The organism is Halobacillus sp. H74, from assembly GCF_052246715.1.
Lineage (GTDB): Bacteria > Bacillota > Bacilli > Bacillales > Halobacillaceae > Halobacillus > Halobacillus litoralis_A.
This window is the reverse complement of record NZ_JBQQCI010000008.1, coordinates 118,407-137,804: the sequence shown is the minus strand read 5'-3', so window position 1 is coordinate 137,804 and position 19,398 is coordinate 118,407. Positions and strand designations below refer to the sequence as shown.

Sequence of the window (19,398 nt, the reverse complement as noted above, 5' to 3'; positions counted from 1 at the left end):
CTATGCTTGTCTCTCCATTCTTATCGGTCTTAAGCTATTGAAAGTATAAATTATGTAAGAGACAATATCATCAGGAAAAATGAGGTGATATTTTTGAAGGTTGCAAAAACTGTACTATTTATTTTAGGGGTTTCTCTTGCAGGATATGCATTATTCACTGAAGAACCATCGAAGGTAATGCCCTTTGTTTTGCTTATTTTAGGGTGTTTTATGATTCTTAAGAGTGTTGATGAATTGAACAAAGTTAAACATCCATACGTAGTTTTTTTTCAAGTGGCGGTTGGGGTGATTGCAATATTTGCCTCTTATCAAGCTTTTATGGTTAAGTAGGCAAAAGTAAAATTTTCAGAGCCAGTAAAATATTACTGGCTTTTTATTATATTTGAAGTGGTTATCATATCCGAATGGTTACGGGCGCGGAATCTTATGCGTAACAACCTTGATTTTGAGTATTCAACTAAAGAGGCGAAAACTGAAAAAACTGGTGAGGAGCATAAAGATGATTATTAAGGGGGCACTTCTAACTCTTCTTCTTTTTTAAGGAGTATATTTACTGATAAAGGTTAAGAACGGTAAAGAAAAGAAACATTATATTCTGCTTTCAAAAGGAAATATTTATTGTCCTCTTGCAATAAGTCTTCTTCAACAATCTGGTATATTAATGTTGTCTCCAAATCAAGCCTTATAGTATAAGGGGTAATTATTCAATAAGAATAGTTGCCTATTTTATCTTAAGTATCATGCAGGAAAATGGGAAAACACATTGAATATTTTGGTGAGCGGGTATTTAAAGTATTTTTATGTACTCGGTATCGTGTTATGTCGTCATATGCCATCTTATTTTTGGGGAAATTCTGTATGATTTTATCTATTAAAGAGATTAAAATTGGAGGGAATTAGAAAATGGAGGTAAAAACACTTTTGTTACAACAATGGGCAAGCTGCTTAGATGAAGAAGACTGGTTTCCACCACTTGAAAAAGTGCTAGAGGATATTACTTTTGAACAGGCAATTTGGAAACCAGCTGATGGGACCATGAATTCCATTTGGGAATTAGTTTGTCATTTACTTTTCTATGAAAAGAGATATTTGATGCGATTTCTTGGTGAAACAGCGAATGAACCTCAGGCAGAAAATAATGATTCTACATTTCGATTACCAACTGAAACGGTAGAAAATTGGGAGGAAACAAAACAAGAATACTTTTATGTGCATCGTGAACTTGAAAGAATTCTAGCAAAATCAGAACATGAAGATTTATATAGAAAAGTTCCAGGAGAAGATAATTCATTAGTGCTTGAAATGAAGAGTTTAGCAATGCACGACGCATATCATATTGGGCAAATAGTATTCCTTAGTAAAATGCAGGGAGCATGGGCAGAGAAACGCAGCTTTTTATAAAAGCTTCATTTGCTTTACAGTTATATGCATGCGCCTGACACCCATTATGCTAAAGTTATAACGAAGTGGAGGTCAGGCACTGGCATGTTCTTAATTCATTATATAAGACAAAAGACGATTGGGATGGTTCGCAAATAGTTGAGCCACCCCAATTCTTTGCAGTGTTAAAAAATTCCAAAAGAGATAAGTGATAACGTAACTGTAATGAGGAAGATCAACCCGCCAACAATGTTCACCCATAGGGAATTGACGTGGTTTTGAAGATTATCCCGATTATTCATGGCAAACATAAGGAATAAAACGATAACCGGCAGAATCAACCCATTGGCATATTGAGCGAAAACAATCAGCTGTATCGGGTCATAGCCAAGACTTGCAAAAATGATCCCGACAAGAAGCACACCTATCCAAACCAGACGGAATTTGGCAGAACGAAGGTTCCTGTCCCATTTCAAAGCGCCTGCAGTTGCATAAGCAGATGCTAAAGGTGCCGTCATAGCAGAGGAGATACCTGCTGCAAATATCCCGGCTGCAAATACATATTTAGCCCATGATCCAAGTAACGGTTCCAACTGATCTGCCATGGCACTGGGGTTTTCTATTTCAGTGCCTGAGGGGAAAGCGACAGCGGCCGTAATGATGATAGCAACGGAAATGATACCGCAGATTGAAATTGTAGTAACTACGTCAAAGCGGCTATCTTGCAACTCTTCTTCTCCCTTGAACCGCTCCTGTACAACTGAAGATTGTAAGAATAAAGTGTAGGGTACAATCGTCGTCCCGATAAGAGATATGATAAATAATACATTACCAGCCGAAACCTTAGGTACTAGTCCCTGCGTAATAATTGCAGATAAATCCGGCTGGATGACAATGGCTGTAATGACAAAGCTAAAAGTCATCGTCAGGATAAGTCCGATAAAAACGCGTTCGATGATTTTATACTTCCCGACCCATAATAGTACTCCGGCTATCAATCCGATTATGATGGCTAAACTTTCAGTAGAAAGCCCTGTCAATGCCGCCATCCCTATAGCTCCGCCTACAATGTTACCTGCTTCATAAGCAGAGCTTCCTATGACAATAGCAGAAATAATTAATAAAATCGTCAACCATTTCATAATGGGATGGGAAAACTGCTCTCGTAATATGGTACTTAAATCTTTTCTGGTAATGACACCTAACCTGGTGACCATCTCCTGGAGAAACATCGTCGCGATAACGGAAAAGATGAGTGCCCAGATAAGCGCATAGCCAAATTGTGCCCCTACATTACTAGCTGTAGTCACCGTTCCCGGTCCAATAATGGCTGCCGCTACAATAGCACCTGGACCGACATTCTTCAGGCGTCTCTTGAACTTACTCCCCTTCGACATAAGTTATCTCCCCTCACTTAATGGTATAAGTTCGAATCGTGATAAACTTAAATTTAGTCAGACAATTCCCTGCATATGTAATTTTAATCATTTTTTAAGAATGGAGTGATTTTTTGAAAAAACAATTTTTTATTTTACTTTTTATCAGTTTATCTTTATTCATTGTAGGATGTGAAGGGAGTAGTGGAGAGTCCAAAGACCAAAAAACATCGACTCAAACAGAGGAGGGGAATTCGGAAGAGGGAAATAAAATAATTTTAGTTGGCACTCCTTTTTCTAATGAAGAAAAAAGCGGCGTGAATATGAATGAAGAAATCAGTGATTCAAAAAAAATAGTTAGAGTTGAAGATGTTATTGGAACGGCCGAAAATATTGATAAACCCGAAGCTGGAGTAGAGGGAACACCTGATGTCTTCTTCAAGATTGCAAAGTCAGGTGAAACTTACCAAGATTCTCATGAGGAAAGAAGGTTTGTATGGTATCAAGAAGACGGTAGTGCTGTTTTTTCTGATGGTTCGGGAGAATATTATATGATTCATTCAAGCCAAGCTAAGGAATTAAAAGACGCATTGAATAAATGAAAATTTTTCCGATAAAAAATCTAGGTTAATTTCCGCAGGTATATAAAAAATAGCATGATAGATATGTATCTTTCACTTGCTCTTGAAGCGGAATAAGCATTTCATAGAATTTCCTAAAAACGAAAAGGGGGATCATTGATCTCACAATATAAAAAAACTGATTCTAATAGAATTTATCTTTTTGCAACAGTGTTATTTTTTACACTATCAACAATAAACACATTCTTCATCACGGGAGAATGGTTCGATTATGTATATTATTCACTATGTTTAATTGGAGTTGCACTGTTTGCACTGGATAACTTTAAGAGGCATAAAATACCTGTACTCGTTGTTACTGTTCTGTTGTTTTTCGCATATGCTTATGATTTACTCCAACTTCCTTTACCATAGTAAATGACAGGAAAGTAGTAAACCATCAAAACGAGGTACAGAACAGAAGGAGAATCGTCGTGGAAAAGAAGAGAGAACTTAAAGAACATTTGTACACTCTGGAAACAACTTTACTTAAAGGGGAAGTTCGGAAGTCTGCTGAAATATTAAACGACCTAATAGCTGATGATTTTGTTGAATATTCAAGCACAGGAGAAATATACGACAAAGAAAATATATTAAATCGTCTACCACGTGAGGCGGATCCTGGTATTAAGCTAAGTGACTTCCAAATGAATCATCTATCACCAACATCTGCTCTCACTACATTCAAGGTGTTTATAAAAAGTAAACAGAAACACTCTTTACGAAGCTCTGTTTGGATATTTAATGATGGAAAATGGCAAATGACTTTTCACCAGGGGACTATAACTGACCAATGAATCAATCGAAATGTTTTTATCTGGGTGTGTTTGTAATCTGAAAAAGAAATGAGGACTTTTAAGTATGACTGAAATCAAAGAAATAGGATCTTTATGTGCCTTAGACGACAAAGGCTATATCATCAACCAGTCGGATCATAAAAAAATCAATAATAAATTTCTAGAAGCCATCCGACTTATAAATGAAAGCTGTCTTTCCGCTTTACCAAAGGAAATTCACAGCGTCTACATAAGAGGTTCTGTGCCAAGAGGATTAGACATTGAAGGTGTATCGGATGTGGACGTAGTAATCGTAACCTATTCCAGCCCTCAAGAACTTGACTTGGATTGGGTAGAGGAGACGGAACAATTTATTGATCGAAAATTCTCTTTTATAAACGGGGTAGAATTAGGATTCAGCCCTTTAAGTGAGGTTCAGGAGACGAAATATTGCTCCATGATTCCTTTTATTCTAAAAACCTATGGGATTTGTGTTTATGGTGAAAACCTAATAAGTAAGCTCCCTGATTATAAACCCGATAGTTCCTTGGTTAATGAGCACCTCATTCACTTGACATCCCTGATTGATAAAGCTAAACATGATTTGACGGGAAATGACGACATTGAAGACATTAAGGATTGCTGTTCATGGATCATGAGAATTATTGTGAGGGCTGGTCTTGCACTTGTCATCGTCCAAGAGCAGTCATACACAAGAGATCTATTCCCAGCCTATGAACTATTTTCAAAGCACTATCCTGAAAAAGAGCAAGAAATGAGAACAGCGCTTTGGTACGCAATCAACCCGTTATCAACTTCAGAAGAAATATTGAAATTCTTGAATTGTTTTGGCAGTTGGATGGAGTTGGAAACAGAAAATTGGCTGGACGTTCATAACCCGAAAAGGGAAATGCACCTACCGCTTTGAAGATAATATAATAAATTACTTCCTATCATCGTCCTCCCAATTATTTCATATCGGATTCAAATTAAGTCATGGCTTTATAGATGGTGAAGGTTAATCGTATATTACATTTTTTCCTTGTTCACGTAACTTTTCTATAGATGTAAGCATATGATTTATTTCCTCATCGGAATGCCTTTCCCAAGAACATAATTCAGCTACTATTATCAATGGTGACTGAGACCTGAAAGAGCGTGTAGGGTTTCCTGGAAACCTTTTGTCAGTTAAGTTCGGATCGTTTTCAAAATCACCTGATGGTTCTACAACGTAAATTCTTTCTTTTGACTTAGATGTTGCTAATTCAGCACCCCATTTAGCAGCATCTAATGATGCAGTGAAATAAATATAGTTAGACTTTTTGTCTTGGTAATTTGATAAGTGTTGGGCTTCTAAAAGATCTCCGATTTTCAGTTCTGCTTTAGTACCATGAAAGAAAGGGCCATGATCTAAGACATCTTTTTTGTCATTCATACTGTTACACCTCATATATTTTAGATTTGTATATAACAGTATAGGACAAGAATTATAGAAAGAGTAGTCTATAAATATTTTATAATTAGGAGTATAATATAAGTAGAGAGATTATCATCGGGTAACAGGCACCTTTTATTCACATATTGATCAGCTATCATATGGAATGCAAGGACACTTTCTCATTTTTAATACTGAGAAAGTGAGCTTTTTATTTTTGGTTTCTTTAACATTGTAACTGTGCATTTATCCGGACGTGAAGATTATCTTGGAACTGGGTCTTAACCAACGAGGGGCAATTATTCAATAGAATAGTTGCCTTTTCTATACGTAAGAATTGGGCAGGATTGTGAAAGGCTGAATGCGAGGCAACACGTTAAAAATGCTTGTTTTTGAAACTTCGAAAAGGTCTCTTCGTATTTCATATAAGGTAGGGATTTATAAAAAAATATTGTGGAAAGGTGGTCATTATGAACGGCTTTTGGATAGGGGTTATAGTAGCCGTTATAGCTTTACTGAGTTTCTTTTTAAGAGATAGTGGTTCTAAAACTCCATCAAGGTGGAGAAATACTTTCACATATATAGGGATAGTTGCTGCTACAGTAGGAATTATTGGTTATTTTTTCTTAGGGTGGAGATTTTAATCCATATCTTAATAAAGATTGATAAAAAGAGTCATTAAACTATGACTCTTTATCTAGACTTATTTCAATTATTCTTTGCAATTGAATTGTGATTAATATCAAAAGTGCAACAACTAGTCCTAGCAGTAACCCAGTCTGACCTGAGATAGCGTAACCAGTAACAGCACCGGCTATTAGAATTATTAATAAAAAAAGTAGCAAATCACTCATTATATCCCTCCACATGTAGAGTACCACATAGCTTTTTGTTAACAAAGCTGTCCCGTAATACGATGGTTACGAGTTAAATCTCTCTCTTTTTTAATCTCAGTTTTCAAATGCTCTAACTGTATTTGTAAGATTATTATAGAAGCTTATTTGAAATGTTTTGACCGTAGGAAAATGTAATATGGAAGGAAAGGAATTCTCCCCTTGCAATTAGTAGTCCTTTCAATAAATAGGTACAAACGGAACCCTTGCATTATTGTAATCCGAAAAAGCTGCATATAGAAAATTGAGGAGCGCGATAAAAACAGAGACTGATACACGGTTAAATGAAAATATTCAAGGAGGCACCATTATGAGAAGTGAGCAGGAAATGATGGATTTAATTTTATCTGTTGCCAAAGAGGATGAAAGAATTCGGGCCGTCTATATGAATGGTTCCAGGACGAACGCCAATGTATCAAAAGATATATTCCAGGATTACGACATTGTGTACGTCGTGACAGAAACGGATTCCTTTTTGAAAGACGAAGACTGGATTGATGTGTTCGGAGAAAGGCTGATGGAGCAGGAACCTGATAAAAATGACCAGGGATCAAGTGGTGATTTCAGGGATTTTTATGGCTATTTAATACTGTTTACAGATGGCAACCGTATCGATTTACATATTGAAACAATGAATCACTTAAATGAACATTATGGAAAGGATAAACTGACGGTTCCATTATTGGATAAAGACGGTTGTCTGCCTGATTTGCCAGAACCGACCGATGCGGATTATCATGTCCAAAAACCGACAGAACAGGCATACATGAGTTGTTGCAATAACTTTTGGTGGTGTCAGCAAAATGTAGCCAAAAGCCTATGGCGTGATGAAGTACCCTATGCCAAGTTCATGTTCGATTGTGTCATCAGAAGGGATTTAGACCAAATGGTTTCCTGGTGGATCGGAATACAGACGGACTTTCAAGTGTCGACGGGAAAAGTGGGCAATTAATTTAAGTGTTTTTTTCCAGATGACTGTTGGAATAGGTATGAATCCACTTATTCGGATAGCCGACCAGATCACATATGGGAGTCTATGTTCGCTGCGGGGGAGCTATTTCGCACTCTTGCCTCAGAGGTAGCTGATCATTTTTTGTTCATTTATAGGAAAAAAGATGACGAAAACATGACGCACTATCTGCAGCAGGTTAGGTCGTTATCTCCAGACGCAATTAGTATTTTTTAAATTGCTATGAACCATCCGTCAGTTTTGCGGTTGGTGCTTAAATTTACATTTAATAAGAAGTATCGCCCTTTAAAGTGCAAACACACCTTGATTTAAATCAAAGTGTGTTCGAAGTTTCATCATTTACGTGCATGCTTGCTCCTTTTTCTGTTGAACTGTAGCTTAAATCAATACCCCACTGAGGCTCTAGGATCAAAGGGGGGAGTTTTCGGAGGAGATAATAAAGTTTCAACCTGAAAGTGGGTTGTTATCACCGGAGAGGGTATTTCTACTTTTCATGGATGGAGGGGCATTCGAGTTAGGAAAGCTAATAGCTTACGAATAACGAAAACTTTCATTTTTTAGTGAAACCTTGAAAAGGGAAACTATTTAATGAGAATTAATAATTGAGCTGATTTTTCTGAATGAGTTCTTCTACTAAAATATGAAAGACTTATACCTCTGTTCAAAGCAATCGATTCAAGTAAATCAATTTCGTTAAACATTGCGTAGGATAATACTCCGCCATAAATATTGTTTAGCAAAAAAAGATACAAATCGACTAATTTCTTGTTACTGAGCTGTTCATAACAACTTGTTGTGATCATAATTGTTCCTCCTTGTATAAATTATCTTGATATAACATATATTTTCCTTTTATTTTCGTTAAGAAACCCGAGTTTTCTCAAGATATAGATATTATATCTGAATATGTCAATCATCTATTCAGTTGTACAACCAATGAATAGAGCTTTTAGAATTTATAACGGATAGGATGTTATCAAGAGAGGGCAACAGAAGAAAAGCGGGGAAGGGGAAGCGATGTTCATGCCAAAGAAAAATAATAGATATGAGAAAGATAGAGAGATTGAATAAAATAAAGGGGGTTTTTCCTATGGGTCCTGCAATGGTTTTTGTTAATGCGAAAAAGTACCCTGCCCTTTGTGGTTCGTCACTAAGGGCAGGGTATGTTACGTGCTAGAAAATTATTAAGATGATTTTACCCAATAAGCTGCTTCATTTTCGGAAGGGGAAGGTGGGAATTGATCGCCTTCATTTAAGCTGATTTCGGTATTGTCATCTGTTTTATTCCCACTTACAAGATTATCCACTTTATAGTTGCCTGATTCTGGAGCTTTTTCACCTGTTTTAAACTGTTTATTTGCCATCGTCAAACACCTCCGTTATAATTGTGGTATTAATTAAATAAAGTACCTAGCTTTATTTGATCAAGCGGCTGCGACTTAGTTATTGTTAGAACCATTACCTGAGTTGCGGCCGCCTTTTTTACCTATTTTCTCATAATGTTCTTCTCCATACTTATTACTTGTAGTTTCTCCGCCTTTTTGTCCGATCTCTTCATAAAATTCCTGGTCGTGCTCTTGAGAGGTAGTTTCTCCGCCCTTTTGGCCGATATCCTCAAAGTGTTCTTGACTATACTCTTCACTTGTAGTTTCTCCGCCTTTTTGTCCGATCTCTTCATAAAATTCCTGGTCGTGTTCTTGAGCGGTAGTTTCTCCACCTTTTTGACCGATATTTTCGAAGTGCTCTTGATCGTATTTGCGGCTTACTTTCTCTCCGCCTTTACGTCCTGCTTCTTCTCTTGTCATAGTTTGATTTTGGTTTTGATTATTGTTCTTAGCCATTTTAATCTACCTCCTTAATATTGTTATATAAATTACTTACCACAAAATCCGAGGAATTTAAACCTGTTTTTTATCTGTGATATTATCTTAATATAGTTAATAATGTTTCACCCAAATAGGATGTTTATCCTCTAGTGAACTATTTGTTGACCGTAGTCTTTTTAATTGTTACTTGCTCCTTTGGCCGTTTCACTTACAATATTACCTGCTATTTCATCGGAACCTTTGACTCCAATATCCCCTATACTGACTACACCGCTGATTTTACCTTCATCTACAATTAATAGACGGCGAATTTGATGATCTTGCATCAAGCGGGCTGCTTCAGATACTTCCATGTCGGAGGAGCCTGTAATTATTTTTTCTGTCATAATATCTGCAGCTTTTACATCCTCTGGTGAGCCCTTTGATAACCCTTTTACTACGATATCACGGTCTGTGACAACGCCTGCATACTTACCCTGTTCGACAATGGGTACGAAACCGACATCTTCTTCTTTCATACACTTAGCCAGTGTAGACAAATTGTCGGAAGCTTCACGACTCGCTGTGTTGGTATTCATATACTCTCTTAATGCTGTCATTACTCATCCACCTTTCTGATTATTCTTGGTTTACATTCATTCCATTTACGTTTTCTGGCTACTTCAAACACAATCTATGGTTCATAACCATAATTCCTACAAATGTCATGCTTGCTTTTAATGTTTATCCCTTTCTACCTCCAAAGAAGAGAAATCCTTAGGTGAACGTCCGGGTAGTATATTATATGAGATTGCTTTAGGAAGCTGGATCTCCATTAGGTGATTTTAAAATGTGAATAGAGAAATTTCTCTTCATTGAACTCATCAAACTGAATTTTTATCACATGCATTTAAAAATTCGAACCAGCATGAATAATCTGTCGTGTCTGATATAAATTCGTCTAATTCTTTGGTTGCTAAATCTTCGGGTGGAAGTACATTAAAATTGCAAAAAACTGCAATGGATTCCCTAAGTTCCTCCATGCTATCAAATTGAGTAGTATCTTTGATGAAATCCTCGTCAGGTTGTTTATGAAATGATTGATAATACCTATCCATATTTTTGTTGACATGTTTTTCATAATGCATAAAAAACACCCCATCTTCCCAAAGTCTGGTATTATATGAAAAATGCTAACCTTTTTTGCTCATCGATTTCCACGGAAGATTAATAATTAAACGGTTTAGTGCGAAAATATGTAGGAGATGAAGATAAATTTTAATAGATGCCAACTATTTAATGGTTTTAAGAATTTTGCAGCAAATTTGGAAGGAATTCGGTATATTAGAGAAAGAATATCAGACGGCAAGGTCATTAAAATCCCCCTGGGCGACAAGTTTTGTCTCACAGGGGGAAGTTTTTTGCATTTTATTGTTTCATTATTTTTTTTGAAAGTGGATATACGCCTAAACTTTGGATGATTAATGAAATAAGTACGGCCGCAAAGCCCAGAGAGAGGATCATATCTACTTGGCCTGCCCCTTTGGATTGAAGGTTCAGTATGAGGTAGACTGACATCGTCCCTTTCAGACCGGACCATGTAAGCATGATTGACTCTCTCCAGTTGATCTTATTTCGCCAGTGGGGAAATAGCTGAGTAGTTCCGAATATAATGAGAAGTCTTATGATCAATGATAGTAAGAAAATGATTATGGCAAAACCCCAGGCACCGAATACAAGATGTTGAGCCGATTGAATCCCGATTAATAGAAAAATCAAGGCCAATACAGTGAGTTCGATGATGTTCCAAAATCCGTCCAGCTTGTCGCGTAAGTCATCCTCTTTAATCGATCTTCCAAATTCAAAAGAAAGCATAATTCCAGCGAAAACTGTTGCTAAAACGCCAGAGAGACGGAACATTTCTGCGAGATTGAATACACCGAAAGCTAAAACAATGGAAAGCATGACTTGATACTCACGATTATGGGTGAAGTGGACAGCTTTACTGACGAGCCAGCCAAATAAAATTCCGAGTAAAGCTCCGCCAAGCGAAACGAATAGGAATTCCCCTAAAAAGGAGAAGATACTGAATGACTTTCCTTGGGTCAACATCCCGGCTAGGACTGTGAATATCACAATACTTGTGCCATCATTAATCAATGATTCTCCTTCGACCACGTCAGCCATTTTTTCATTTCCAGTCGAATTTTTCAGGATGGATGTCACAGACACTGGATCTGTAGGTGTCAATATAGAAGCAATCATTAAGGCACCCACAAAGGACAAGGAAACGAACGGTTCACTAAGCGCAAAAATAGTGGCACCAAGCAGGGCTACGGTCAACATGATACCTATTGTGGCAAGGAAACTGATGATACCTGCATTTTCTTTATAACCTTTGGCCGGAAAACGGTAGGCAGAAGAAAATAGCAGCGGAGGAAGGAAGATATGGTAAATCATATATTTGGTCACTTCCAGTGATGTGAAAAATGGAATGAAGGAAAGAACAATCCCAAGGACTAACAATACCGTAGGAACTGGAAAATTCTTTTGTTTTTTATCAATCGTAAAAATAATATAACCAATGAAGACTAATAGAATATATGGCATTGCATGCAAAATTGATCAACCTCCTTTAAGCGGATACGTCCCTGAACCCTGGGTCCGAATGGGAAAGATAGGAACCATAATAATGGATTATCCGTTATCCCAATGACTAAAACCATGAATTCTTTTAAATGAAGGGAGTTAAGAAGGAAAAAAATCGAAAATTTCAGCGATGCCAAACCGTTTAAGTTTAAGTTGTGGCCGTAACGTGAACGAGTATTACTATTAAAGGAGGAAAAAAGCTTAAGCAATGATCAAGTCAGTGAAATGTAGAAATATATTAAGGAGTTCAGGAATGTAGGTGATGAAGTATGTTTGATAAATTGTTTAGGCTGTTAAAAGAACATAATAAAAAGACACCAAGGGAGAAAAAATTAAAATTTTATGCGAACCTGTGGGCTACTCCGATTATTTATACGATTGCGGCTATCTTTTTATTTGTCTTAGCGGTTCTTGCCGATTTGCAGATGAATGCAGGGGCGCATCTACCTTCAGCCATAACCGTGGAGTTTAAACTGACCCAGACGATTCTCAGTACATTGACGGCAGGTATTCTTTCGATGACCACCTTCACTTTCTACGGAGTGCTCGCCGCCTTAACAACATTTTCTGTGCAGTTTTCTCCTCGGATTTTAAAAAATTTCATGATGAATTCAGTAACTCAAAGGACACTAGGAATCTTTATTGGAAGTTTTCACTATGTCCTGCTATGTCTATTATTCATCAGTAAAGAAACCAGCTTCTTCTTCATTCCTATTATCGCAACTATACTTACAATGACCTCAATGGTGACTTTTATTGTTTTTATTAATCATATCGTGACATGGCTGCAAGTAAGTAATATGACAGATGATATGAAAGAAGAATCAGCTATTATCGCTGAAAATTTATTAGTAGAAGAAATGGATAGTTATAGAATAGAAAATCCGAACTCCATTAAACATCAAGTCCCTGGAGCAGATTGGGAAAGCCATTCCATAATGGTGGAGAAATCAGGGTATGTTCAGACCATTGATTTTATTTCGCTTATTAAACAAGCTGAAAAAGACGATATAGTAGTCCAACTAGAATATAAGGTAGGGAATTATGCGTTTCAATCTACCCCTTTAATAAAGTATTGGAAGAAAAAACAGAATTCCATTGATGAGTCCAAATATTGGGCAATGGTCGAGATCGGAAGAAATCAAAGTGAAGTGCAGGATATCGAATATAGTTTAAATAAATTAGTAGAAATAGCCATCCGTGCTATAGGGGATAATGATCCAAAAACTGCGACACGGACAGCCTATCAAATTGGGGATTTATTGATTGATATTTCAAGCATGGCACTGTTCACTCCTTATCTTGCCGATGATAAAGGAGATTTACGGCTGATTATCCATAACCTTGTGTTTAGAGACTATATATATATTGGTTTAGCTTCTATAAGACATTACGCGCGGAAAAATGTAATTCTTACCGTGGAAATATTAAAAGTTCTTAATGCTGTAGCTAAAGTAGAGGAAATGAATCATAAGGATGCTATTTGGGAGTTTGCCGAATACACGACAAGGTCTTTAGAAGTTGATTTTATTCACAGCTTAGATAGGGAAAAACTATATTACACTCTGTACAGCATTGCTGAGACGACAGGTTATCTGGATAAATATGACAAGTTGGTAAATAGAATGGTATTAAGGATAGAAGATGATGAAGACAGGGATGAGTTAATGAGAAAGTTTCCTCTGGACCGTGAAAATAAGAATTAGGTGAAGCTATTCCTCTCTTAAGATTGTGTGAATGACCATAGGGTTAAACGAAGTGGCCTGGTTGTCCGTATGAGTGAACGTAGGACCATGTTCTTACAAGTTATTTTAAAAGAATGGATTGGCAACACAGTGGGTTTCTTGACGCTGGGGCCAACAAGGACAGAGGGGCTTTGGAAAAACTGATAAAGGAGAGAAGTCGATGTATGATAACATTCTTACCCATACACATCACCGGAGTTCACCATTGCCCAATGGAAAGTGGTTAATGAGCCAAAGGTGGGAAAGTCTTTTATTTACGCACTTCTCCATTCCTGACAATTCGCTGCAGGAATTTATTCCAGAGGAGCTCGAGCTTGATTGCTATCAAGGGGAAGCATGGGTCACCATACTCCCTTTTGAAGTGTCCGATATGCATTTCCGCAATAGCCCATCACTTCCCTATTTACAAAATTACTTAGAATTGAATGTGAGAACATATGTAAAAAGAAACGGCATTCCTGGATTGTATTTTTTCAGCTTGGATGCGAACAAGCTGTTGGCTGTTTTAGGGGCAAGAATGACCACACTCCCCTACTACTATGCGCAGATGGTTCTGAATAAATCGGGGAATACATTTCATTTTCAAAGCAAGCGGCGGGGGAAAAGAAAAGCCACCTTGGAAGCAGCTTACCGCCCTCATTCCTCACTATGGGTTCCAGACCAAGGATCCCTTGATTCTTGGCTGCTTGAAAGATATTATGCCTGGAAATTCAATAGAAATAGCATAGTGGAAGTTGGGATTCACCATCTGCCGTGGAACATCCAAAAAGTTGAAGCGAATATCCAAACTTTTCAAATGACGCCTTTTGATTTTGAAAGCATCAGGGAAGGGAAATTGTTGTTTCATTTTTCCCCCGTTAAACGTGTCTTATTTTGGCCGATAAAAATCATAAAATGAAGCTTTCTTTTGATAAGGATGCTTTTTTTATTTCTCTGCGTTTTCCACATGCCATGTATGGATTGTTTTTTCGTGGTCTTCTAATTGTCACCACTATAATTCCAAACATGATGAAAGTGAATCCGATAAAGAAATTTGCGTTTAAGGTTTCTCCTGATAACAGCCACCAAATAACGCACCTACTAATGGCTGGTAAACAAGCTTATTCCTGCTTCCATTCCGGCATCCCATTCGAATGCTAGCCGCTAAGGATAAACACAGGCTACCAATCAGGGTAGGTGGCATATGATTCCTTCTCTGATCATTACTTTTATTTACATAAGTTTCAATAAGGGGTGATATAAAAACAAAACAGCTCCCGAATTCGGGAGCTGTTTTGTTTTTAACGCTTAGTGCGCGTATGAGCGGACACGATTATTCTTCGGTAAAATATGTGAAGCTAAATAAATATGAAATCCATATTCTGCAATAGCAATAAGGACGGCAGAAATCAATGCTGCGATAACGGCTGATCCATCCACACTTATAAACCAACTCACGGCAGCCCACACGACAAGGAATGTTAAAACGAGGTCAGCTGACGTGGCTGTTAAATTATTTGTTTTTGGAAGTATAAAGAGATCTCCTGAAAAGTAGGACACGAGCCCAAGGACTAGAGTGATAAGGAGGACTCCGACGAAGGATGCTCCGTACCCAACCCCCAATACAAGATAAAGGGCGACCAATGTTAACACACCTTTGACTAATAATGCTTTACCATGCTCCATTTGTCTCGATCTCCTTCCTTGATTGGATTTATGAATCTATTTCCACCATCTCCCATTTGTAAACTTAAAATATCAAAACTGATCACGGAAATAATAACGCATCAGATTCCGGGTGTTTCACTTATGATTTTGATAAGTGTCAGGAATGGAAATATTTTATTGCAATAATCTCTGAAGATAAAGAAAGTCAAAACGGGGTGCGCTAATGCTTCACTAATGCAGGGATTATCGACGGATAGTGGGTTAAAGGCACTGCTTGAGATAAAGCTGAAGTTCCCCAAGTTATAATCGGGAATTGAAGGCTGTTCTTGAAGAAGCTCAAAAAAAGAGAGGATGAAATTATGTTCGGAATATTAGATTAAATAATAAAGAACTGGTTAATGATGAAGTGGTATTGATCCGCAGTTTGAAATAGAAAAAACAAACAAGAAAGCGGAAAAAAACCCTGATGATTACTAAAGAATAACTTTTTAAGAAAGTATTATAATGGGAACTTTAGGTGGTTTGTAGAAAGCAGAATGCATTATAGCATTCTGCTCTCCCTATAAACCAGCTTTTTTGAATAAAACTTGTCCCCATATTATAGAAATGGATTTTTTTCTAATGGAGTTGATCATTTCTTTGGTCAATATATAAGGAACCATCTTTCTGGACCTCTGCATAAAAAACTCCATCCACATCATTTACTCCGACAACATTCAGCTGCTGATCAAGCCAGCGCTGATCCAGGTTTAATTTCTCCAGGTTCTTCCTCACTACTTTTCCATCTTGAATCACGGCTGTAGGAAAGGAAAAGATTTCATTCGGATTGAGTGGCTGGTGCATATCACCTTTCGTGACGGATTGTTTACTCTGGTTCTGTAAGACAGATAGTGTACCGTCTGTTTCGAAGATCGCATAATCCACCTCTGAAAAAGAGAATACGTTCTTTTTTCGTAATAATGCACCTAGCTCGTCTAAATCCAGCCGGGTTTTCCGGAGAGCTTCGTCCATAATTCTTCCATTCCGAATAAGAATGATCGGCTGACCTTCGATTGTTTGTCGAGCCTTTTTTGATTTAATGTCAATAAAACCGAGCGTAACCGTCAAAGCGCTCCAGGCGATGATCGCTATCATCCCGTTTCGGACACTTAGCGCGGAATCTATCGCAAGGGAAGCGCCGATGGTACCAATGGAAATGGCTGACACAAAATTAAAGAAGGTCATTTGGGAAATTTCTTTTCTTCCCATAAACCTTGTTAGCGCCAGAAGGGTTACGTAGGCAAGCGATAGTCTGATTAACAGTTCTATAATATTCATAATAAACCCCTTCATCTAAAACTTCACCTTTTCTAGTTTGAATTGTTCAAAGGAACACTATACGGAGTTTTGTTATTTTTAACTCTACCCTTATAGAAAACCTTCGATAATTTAGCTGCATGAACACTTCAAACGGAGTTCACACTAATAGGGTTAAATACAAATAGGGGTGAGTTGAATAATGAAAGCTGTTACGTATCAAGGGAAAAAGTCGATTGCTGTCAAAAAGGTTCCCTTTCCAAAAATTGAACATGAAGAAGATGTGATCATCCGAATAACTTCAACAGCGATATGCGGATCGGATTTGCATTTGTACCAGGGGAATTTCCCCCTTCCAATCGGTTACGTCATTGGGCATGAACCTATGGGGGTCGTGGAGGAAATCGGTCCTGAAGTAAGAAAAGTTAAGAAAGGGGACAGGGTGGTCATTCCATTTACAGTGGCTTGCGGGCAATGTGTTTATTGCGACAATCATCTGGAAAGTCAGTGCGATAACGCGAATCCCCACTATGATTCTGGAGGATATTTCGGCTATAGCGAGAAGTTCGGGGATCATCCGGGTGGCCAGGCTCAGTATTTAAGGGTGCCTTTTGGAAACTATACACCGTTTGTAATCCCGGAATCCTGCGAACTGGAAGATGAGTCGCTCCTGTTTCTCTCTGACGTGCTGCCTACAGCCTACTGGAGTGTAGAAAATGCTGGCGTAAAGTCAGGTGATACAGTGATCGTTCTTGGCTGTGGCCCAATCGGTTTGATGGTGCAGCAGTTTGCTTGGCAAAAGGGAGCTGAGCGGGTAATTGCTGTTGATTATATCGAAAATCGTCTGCTTCATTCAAAAAGAATGAATCAAACAGAAATTTTTGATTTTACCCGCTATCCTGATATGGGCGAAACATTGAAGGAAATCACGAAGGGCGGCGCTGATATCGTCATTGATTGTGTAGGTATGGACGGCAAGAAATCCCCTTTGGAATTCGTCGAGCAAAAAATGAAGTTGCAAGGAGGCACCCTTGGTCCTATTCAGGTCGCAACAAAAGCGGTTAAGAAGTGCGGAACCGTTCAGATCACAGGAGTATACGGAGGGAATTATAACCTCTTCCCTTTAGGTGCATTCTTTTCCCGTAACATCCAATTGAAGATGGGCCAGGCTCATGCGCGTTCTTTTATGGCACCTCTTTATAAGCAAATCATTAAAGGTGAAATTGACCCCAGAAAAATCATTACGCATCAAATGCCGCTGGATGATGCCGCTCATGGGTATGAAATATTCAATAAAAAAGAAGACGACTGTATTAAAGTGGTACTGAAACCTTAGAAAATTCGGAAGCCTTTAAATTCAGGAAAAATGAATGGTGTATTAAAGCAGTCATAAAAAATCCCTTCTGCCAACAGGTGGCCAAATTGAGCTTCTGTTGGCTATCTTTAAAATGGGAGTACATAAAGATAAAGCAGGAGTTTGCCTTCTTACTACCGACTTATTGTGACCTGATTTGAGTGCTCTTAGCCCCGCCAGATGGAAGTAACAAAATGGGGAACTAAAGATTATTTTATAAGTTATACCTTGATTTCAGAAATTAAAGTAACGGGTTCTTTAATAATTCGAAAGAGTTTATCTTGACAAAACCCGCTAATTCGCATTACTATATACCGGTAGTAAGTATTACTTAATATTGGTCATAATGTTGATTATAGGTGTGGAGTTTTGAAGAAATAAAACAAAATACAAAAGGAGATAAACATGGGGAATTTCAGAGAAATGATGAAAGGGGTGCTTGAAGGTTGTGTGCTTGAGATCATCAGCCATGGTGAAACTTACGGTTATGAAATCACGCAAAAACTGCGGGAACTTGGCTTTAATGATGTGGTCGAAGGGACGGTTTATACGATTACTATAAGGCTTGAGAAAAACAATCTGGTCGATATCGAGAAAAAGCCATCCAATATGGGGCCCCCGAGAAAATTTTACACACTAAACGCAGCAGGTGAAGAGCATCTGAAGAACGGGCAAAGGTCTTACCTGCTGAATACCAAATGGCCTGGAGAGAAATTACTAATAATCTCTGGGTGCATGGGGATTTCACAGGTCGTAATCTGATGCCGATTCTAGACAGTGCTCTTGAACTGCTTGAAGTGACATCAGCAGACGGTCAGAGCGTCGAAGAAGTACTAGGCGATGATATCAGAGGCTTTTGCGCAGCGTTTGTTGGTGGCACAGGGGCAAAAAATTATAGAGATAAATGGCGTGACCAACTTAACAAGAACGTAGCAAGGAAATTAGGAGGGCTGAAATGAGTATCCGAGGAATCATCGAAGGCAAGAAAGAGTGGAGAGCCCATGTTGCGCGTGTCAAAGCGTTGCCGCAAGATTACCAAATTGTCTATAAAGAGATCCAAAAATACCTTATTAAAATCGGTCCTGTGGAGCTGAACGAAGGCATCGGCCTATTCTCTGAAATTCTTAGTTTCTTTGAAGAAGGTGCTGCTGCTGGGAAAGGGGTGCTTGAAGTCACAGGCACAGACGTTGCTTCATTCTGTGATGCACTGATAGAAGATTCCGTAACATACGCAGATGGCTATCAAGAATCGGCCCATCAAAAAGTCGATAAGGACATGAAAAAATAGAAGGATATAAAGTTCGGAACTTTAAAAAGCAGCTTACAAGTAAAATCGTCATTTTTACAATCGTCAACGAATTCATATAATACTAAGCAGCCTTAGTCCTATAGAGCACAGAACCAAGGCTGCTTAGTTTTTTATTAACTCAATTTTCTACTTAAGAGGTGCAA

22 protein-coding genes and 3 pseudogenes are annotated in these 19,398 nt (G+C 38.0%); 14 read left to right on the top strand and 11 right to left on the bottom strand.

The window, feature by feature from the left end:
- Window positions 1-93 precede the first annotated feature (93 nt).
- Both ACTWPX_RS17490 and ACTWPX_RS17485 read left to right on the top strand, forming a co-directional pair.
- Window positions 94-330: a hypothetical protein gene (locus ACTWPX_RS17490; RefSeq protein ID WP_443120845.1), complete on the top strand. Its 237-nt coding sequence runs from the start codon at window positions 94-96 to the stop codon at window positions 328-330.
- A gap of 573 nt (window positions 331-903) precedes the next feature.
- A complete protein-coding gene (locus ACTWPX_RS17485) occupies window positions 904-1,401 on the top strand; it encodes a DinB family protein (protein WP_443120844.1) in 498 nt (165 codons plus the stop codon).
- A gap of 164 nt (window positions 1,402-1,565) precedes the next feature.
- On the opposite strand, the gene ACTWPX_RS17480 is transcribed toward ACTWPX_RS17485, so the two are convergent.
- On the bottom strand, window positions 1,566-2,777 hold the full coding sequence (locus tag ACTWPX_RS17480) for an Nramp family divalent metal transporter (RefSeq protein ID WP_443120843.1): 1,212 nt from the start codon (window positions 2,775-2,777) through the stop codon (window positions 1,566-1,568).
- 113 nt (window positions 2,778-2,890) lie between these two features.
- Here ACTWPX_RS17480 and ACTWPX_RS17475 point away from each other — a divergent pair, with 113 nt between their 5' ends.
- From ACTWPX_RS17475 to ACTWPX_RS17465, 3 genes are all read left to right on the top strand, one after another.
- Entirely contained in the window at window positions 2,891-3,358 is a 468-nt protein-coding gene (locus ACTWPX_RS17475) for a hypothetical protein (protein WP_443120842.1), read from the top strand.
- A 452-nt stretch (window positions 3,359-3,810) separates the two neighbouring features.
- Entirely contained in the window at window positions 3,811-4,173 is a 363-nt protein-coding gene (locus ACTWPX_RS17470) for a nuclear transport factor 2 family protein (RefSeq protein ID WP_443120841.1), read from the top strand.
- 64 nt (window positions 4,174-4,237) lie between these two features.
- Entirely contained in the window at window positions 4,238-5,080 is an 843-nt protein-coding gene (locus tag ACTWPX_RS17465) for a nucleotidyltransferase domain-containing protein (protein ID WP_443120840.1), read from the top strand.
- 90 nt (window positions 5,081-5,170) lie between these two features.
- Here the strand turns inward: ACTWPX_RS17465 and arr are convergent, their stop codons facing one another.
- Window positions 5,171-5,587 (bottom strand): NAD(+)--rifampin ADP-ribosyltransferase, encoded by a 417-nt coding sequence (gene arr, locus ACTWPX_RS17460; RefSeq protein ID WP_443120839.1) that lies wholly within the window; start codon window positions 5,585-5,587, stop codon window positions 5,171-5,173.
- Window positions 5,588-6,057: 470 nt separating this feature from the next.
- Between arr and ACTWPX_RS17455 the strand changes: the two genes are divergently transcribed.
- Window positions 6,058-6,231, top strand: coding sequence for a hypothetical protein (locus ACTWPX_RS17455; protein WP_443120838.1), 174 nt, complete (start codon window positions 6,058-6,060; stop codon window positions 6,229-6,231).
- A 39-nt stretch (window positions 6,232-6,270) separates the two neighbouring features.
- Here ACTWPX_RS17455 and ACTWPX_RS17450 read toward each other — a convergent pair whose 3' ends face one another.
- Window positions 6,271-6,441 carry a hypothetical protein gene (locus ACTWPX_RS17450; RefSeq protein ID WP_443120837.1) on the bottom strand — a complete coding sequence of 57 codons (171 nt, stop codon included), beginning with the start codon at window positions 6,439-6,441 and terminating at the stop codon, window positions 6,271-6,273.
- A gap of 349 nt (window positions 6,442-6,790) precedes the next feature.
- Here ACTWPX_RS17450 and ACTWPX_RS17445 point away from each other — a divergent pair.
- A pseudogene (locus ACTWPX_RS17445) lies at window positions 6,791-7,666 on the top strand (aminoglycoside 6-adenylyltransferase).
- A 365-nt stretch (window positions 7,667-8,031) separates the two neighbouring features.
- On the opposite strand, the gene ACTWPX_RS17440 reads toward ACTWPX_RS17445, so the two are convergent.
- The 6 genes from ACTWPX_RS17440 to ACTWPX_RS17415 all read right to left on the bottom strand — a co-directional run bounded on the left by ACTWPX_RS17440 (window position 8,032) and on the right by ACTWPX_RS17415 (window position 11,865).
- The gene (locus tag ACTWPX_RS17440; RefSeq protein ID WP_443120836.1) at window positions 8,032-8,253 is read right to left on the bottom strand and encodes a hypothetical protein; all 222 of its coding nucleotides are present in this window, start codon (window positions 8,251-8,253) and stop codon (window positions 8,032-8,034) included.
- 381 nt (window positions 8,254-8,634) lie between these two features.
- Window positions 8,635-8,814: a YjzC family protein gene (locus tag ACTWPX_RS17435; protein ID WP_128523232.1), complete on the bottom strand. Its 180-nt coding sequence runs from the start codon at window positions 8,812-8,814 to the stop codon at window positions 8,635-8,637.
- 75 nt (window positions 8,815-8,889) lie between these two features.
- Window positions 8,890-9,291 (bottom strand): glucose starvation-inducible protein B, encoded by a 402-nt coding sequence (locus tag ACTWPX_RS17430; protein ID WP_443120835.1) that lies wholly within the window; start codon window positions 9,289-9,291, stop codon window positions 8,890-8,892.
- Between the two features lie 161 nt (window positions 9,292-9,452).
- A complete protein-coding gene (locus tag ACTWPX_RS17425) occupies window positions 9,453-9,875 on the bottom strand; it encodes a CBS domain-containing protein (RefSeq protein ID WP_443120834.1) in 423 nt (140 codons plus the stop codon).
- 264 nt (window positions 9,876-10,139) lie between these two features.
- Window positions 10,140-10,403 (bottom strand): hypothetical protein, encoded by a 264-nt coding sequence (locus ACTWPX_RS17420; protein ID WP_443120833.1) that lies wholly within the window; start codon window positions 10,401-10,403, stop codon window positions 10,140-10,142.
- A 280-nt stretch (window positions 10,404-10,683) separates the two neighbouring features.
- Entirely contained in the window at window positions 10,684-11,865 is a 1,182-nt protein-coding gene (locus ACTWPX_RS17415) for a cation:proton antiporter (protein ID WP_443120860.1), read from the bottom strand.
- Between the two features lie 308 nt (window positions 11,866-12,173).
- Between ACTWPX_RS17415 and ACTWPX_RS17410 the strand changes: the two genes are divergently transcribed.
- Both ACTWPX_RS17410 and ACTWPX_RS17405 read left to right on the top strand, forming a co-directional pair.
- Window positions 12,174-13,610, top strand: coding sequence for a DUF2254 domain-containing protein (locus ACTWPX_RS17410; protein ID WP_443120832.1), 1,437 nt, complete (start codon window positions 12,174-12,176; stop codon window positions 13,608-13,610).
- Between the two features lie 199 nt (window positions 13,611-13,809).
- A complete protein-coding gene (locus ACTWPX_RS17405; protein WP_443120831.1) occupies window positions 13,810-14,547 on the top strand; it encodes a YqjF family protein in 738 nt (245 codons plus the stop codon).
- A 389-nt stretch (window positions 14,548-14,936) separates the two neighbouring features.
- On the opposite strand, the gene ACTWPX_RS17400 is transcribed toward ACTWPX_RS17405, so the two are convergent.
- Together ACTWPX_RS17400 and ACTWPX_RS17395 are read right to left on the bottom strand one after the other, a co-directional pair.
- Entirely contained in the window at window positions 14,937-15,314 is a 378-nt protein-coding gene (locus ACTWPX_RS17400; protein ID WP_443120830.1) for a YndM family protein, read from the bottom strand.
- 600 nt (window positions 15,315-15,914) lie between these two features.
- Window positions 15,915-16,613: a DUF421 domain-containing protein gene (locus tag ACTWPX_RS17395; RefSeq protein WP_443120829.1), complete on the bottom strand. Its 699-nt coding sequence runs from the start codon at window positions 16,611-16,613 to the stop codon at window positions 15,915-15,917.
- A gap of 181 nt (window positions 16,614-16,794) precedes the next feature.
- On the opposite strand from ACTWPX_RS17395, the gene ACTWPX_RS17390 reads away from it, so the two are divergent.
- The 5 genes and pseudogenes from ACTWPX_RS17390 to ACTWPX_RS17370 all read left to right on the top strand — a co-directional run.
- Window positions 16,795-17,928: a zinc-dependent alcohol dehydrogenase gene (locus ACTWPX_RS17390; protein ID WP_443120828.1), complete on the top strand. Its 1,134-nt coding sequence runs from the start codon at window positions 16,795-16,797 to the stop codon at window positions 17,926-17,928.
- Between the two features lie 423 nt (window positions 17,929-18,351).
- Window positions 18,352-18,708 carry a PadR family transcriptional regulator gene (locus ACTWPX_RS17385; RefSeq protein ID WP_443120827.1) on the top strand — a complete coding sequence of 119 codons (357 nt, stop codon included), beginning with the start codon at window positions 18,352-18,354 and terminating at the stop codon, window positions 18,706-18,708.
- A pseudogene (locus tag ACTWPX_RS17380) lies at window positions 18,600-18,905 on the top strand (DUF1048 domain-containing protein); the annotation flags it as partial. The gene ACTWPX_RS17385 and the pseudogene ACTWPX_RS17380, both read left to right, overlap by 109 nt.
- Window positions 18,902-19,234, top strand: coding sequence for a DUF1048 domain-containing protein (locus ACTWPX_RS17375; RefSeq protein ID WP_443120826.1), 333 nt, complete (start codon window positions 18,902-18,904; stop codon window positions 19,232-19,234). The pseudogene ACTWPX_RS17380 and the gene ACTWPX_RS17375, both read left to right, overlap by 4 nt.
- A gap of 55 nt (window positions 19,235-19,289) precedes the next feature.
- Window positions 19,290-19,361, top strand: a pseudogene (locus ACTWPX_RS17370) (hypothetical protein); the annotation flags it as partial.
- Between the last annotated feature and the right edge of the window lie 37 nt (window positions 19,362-19,398).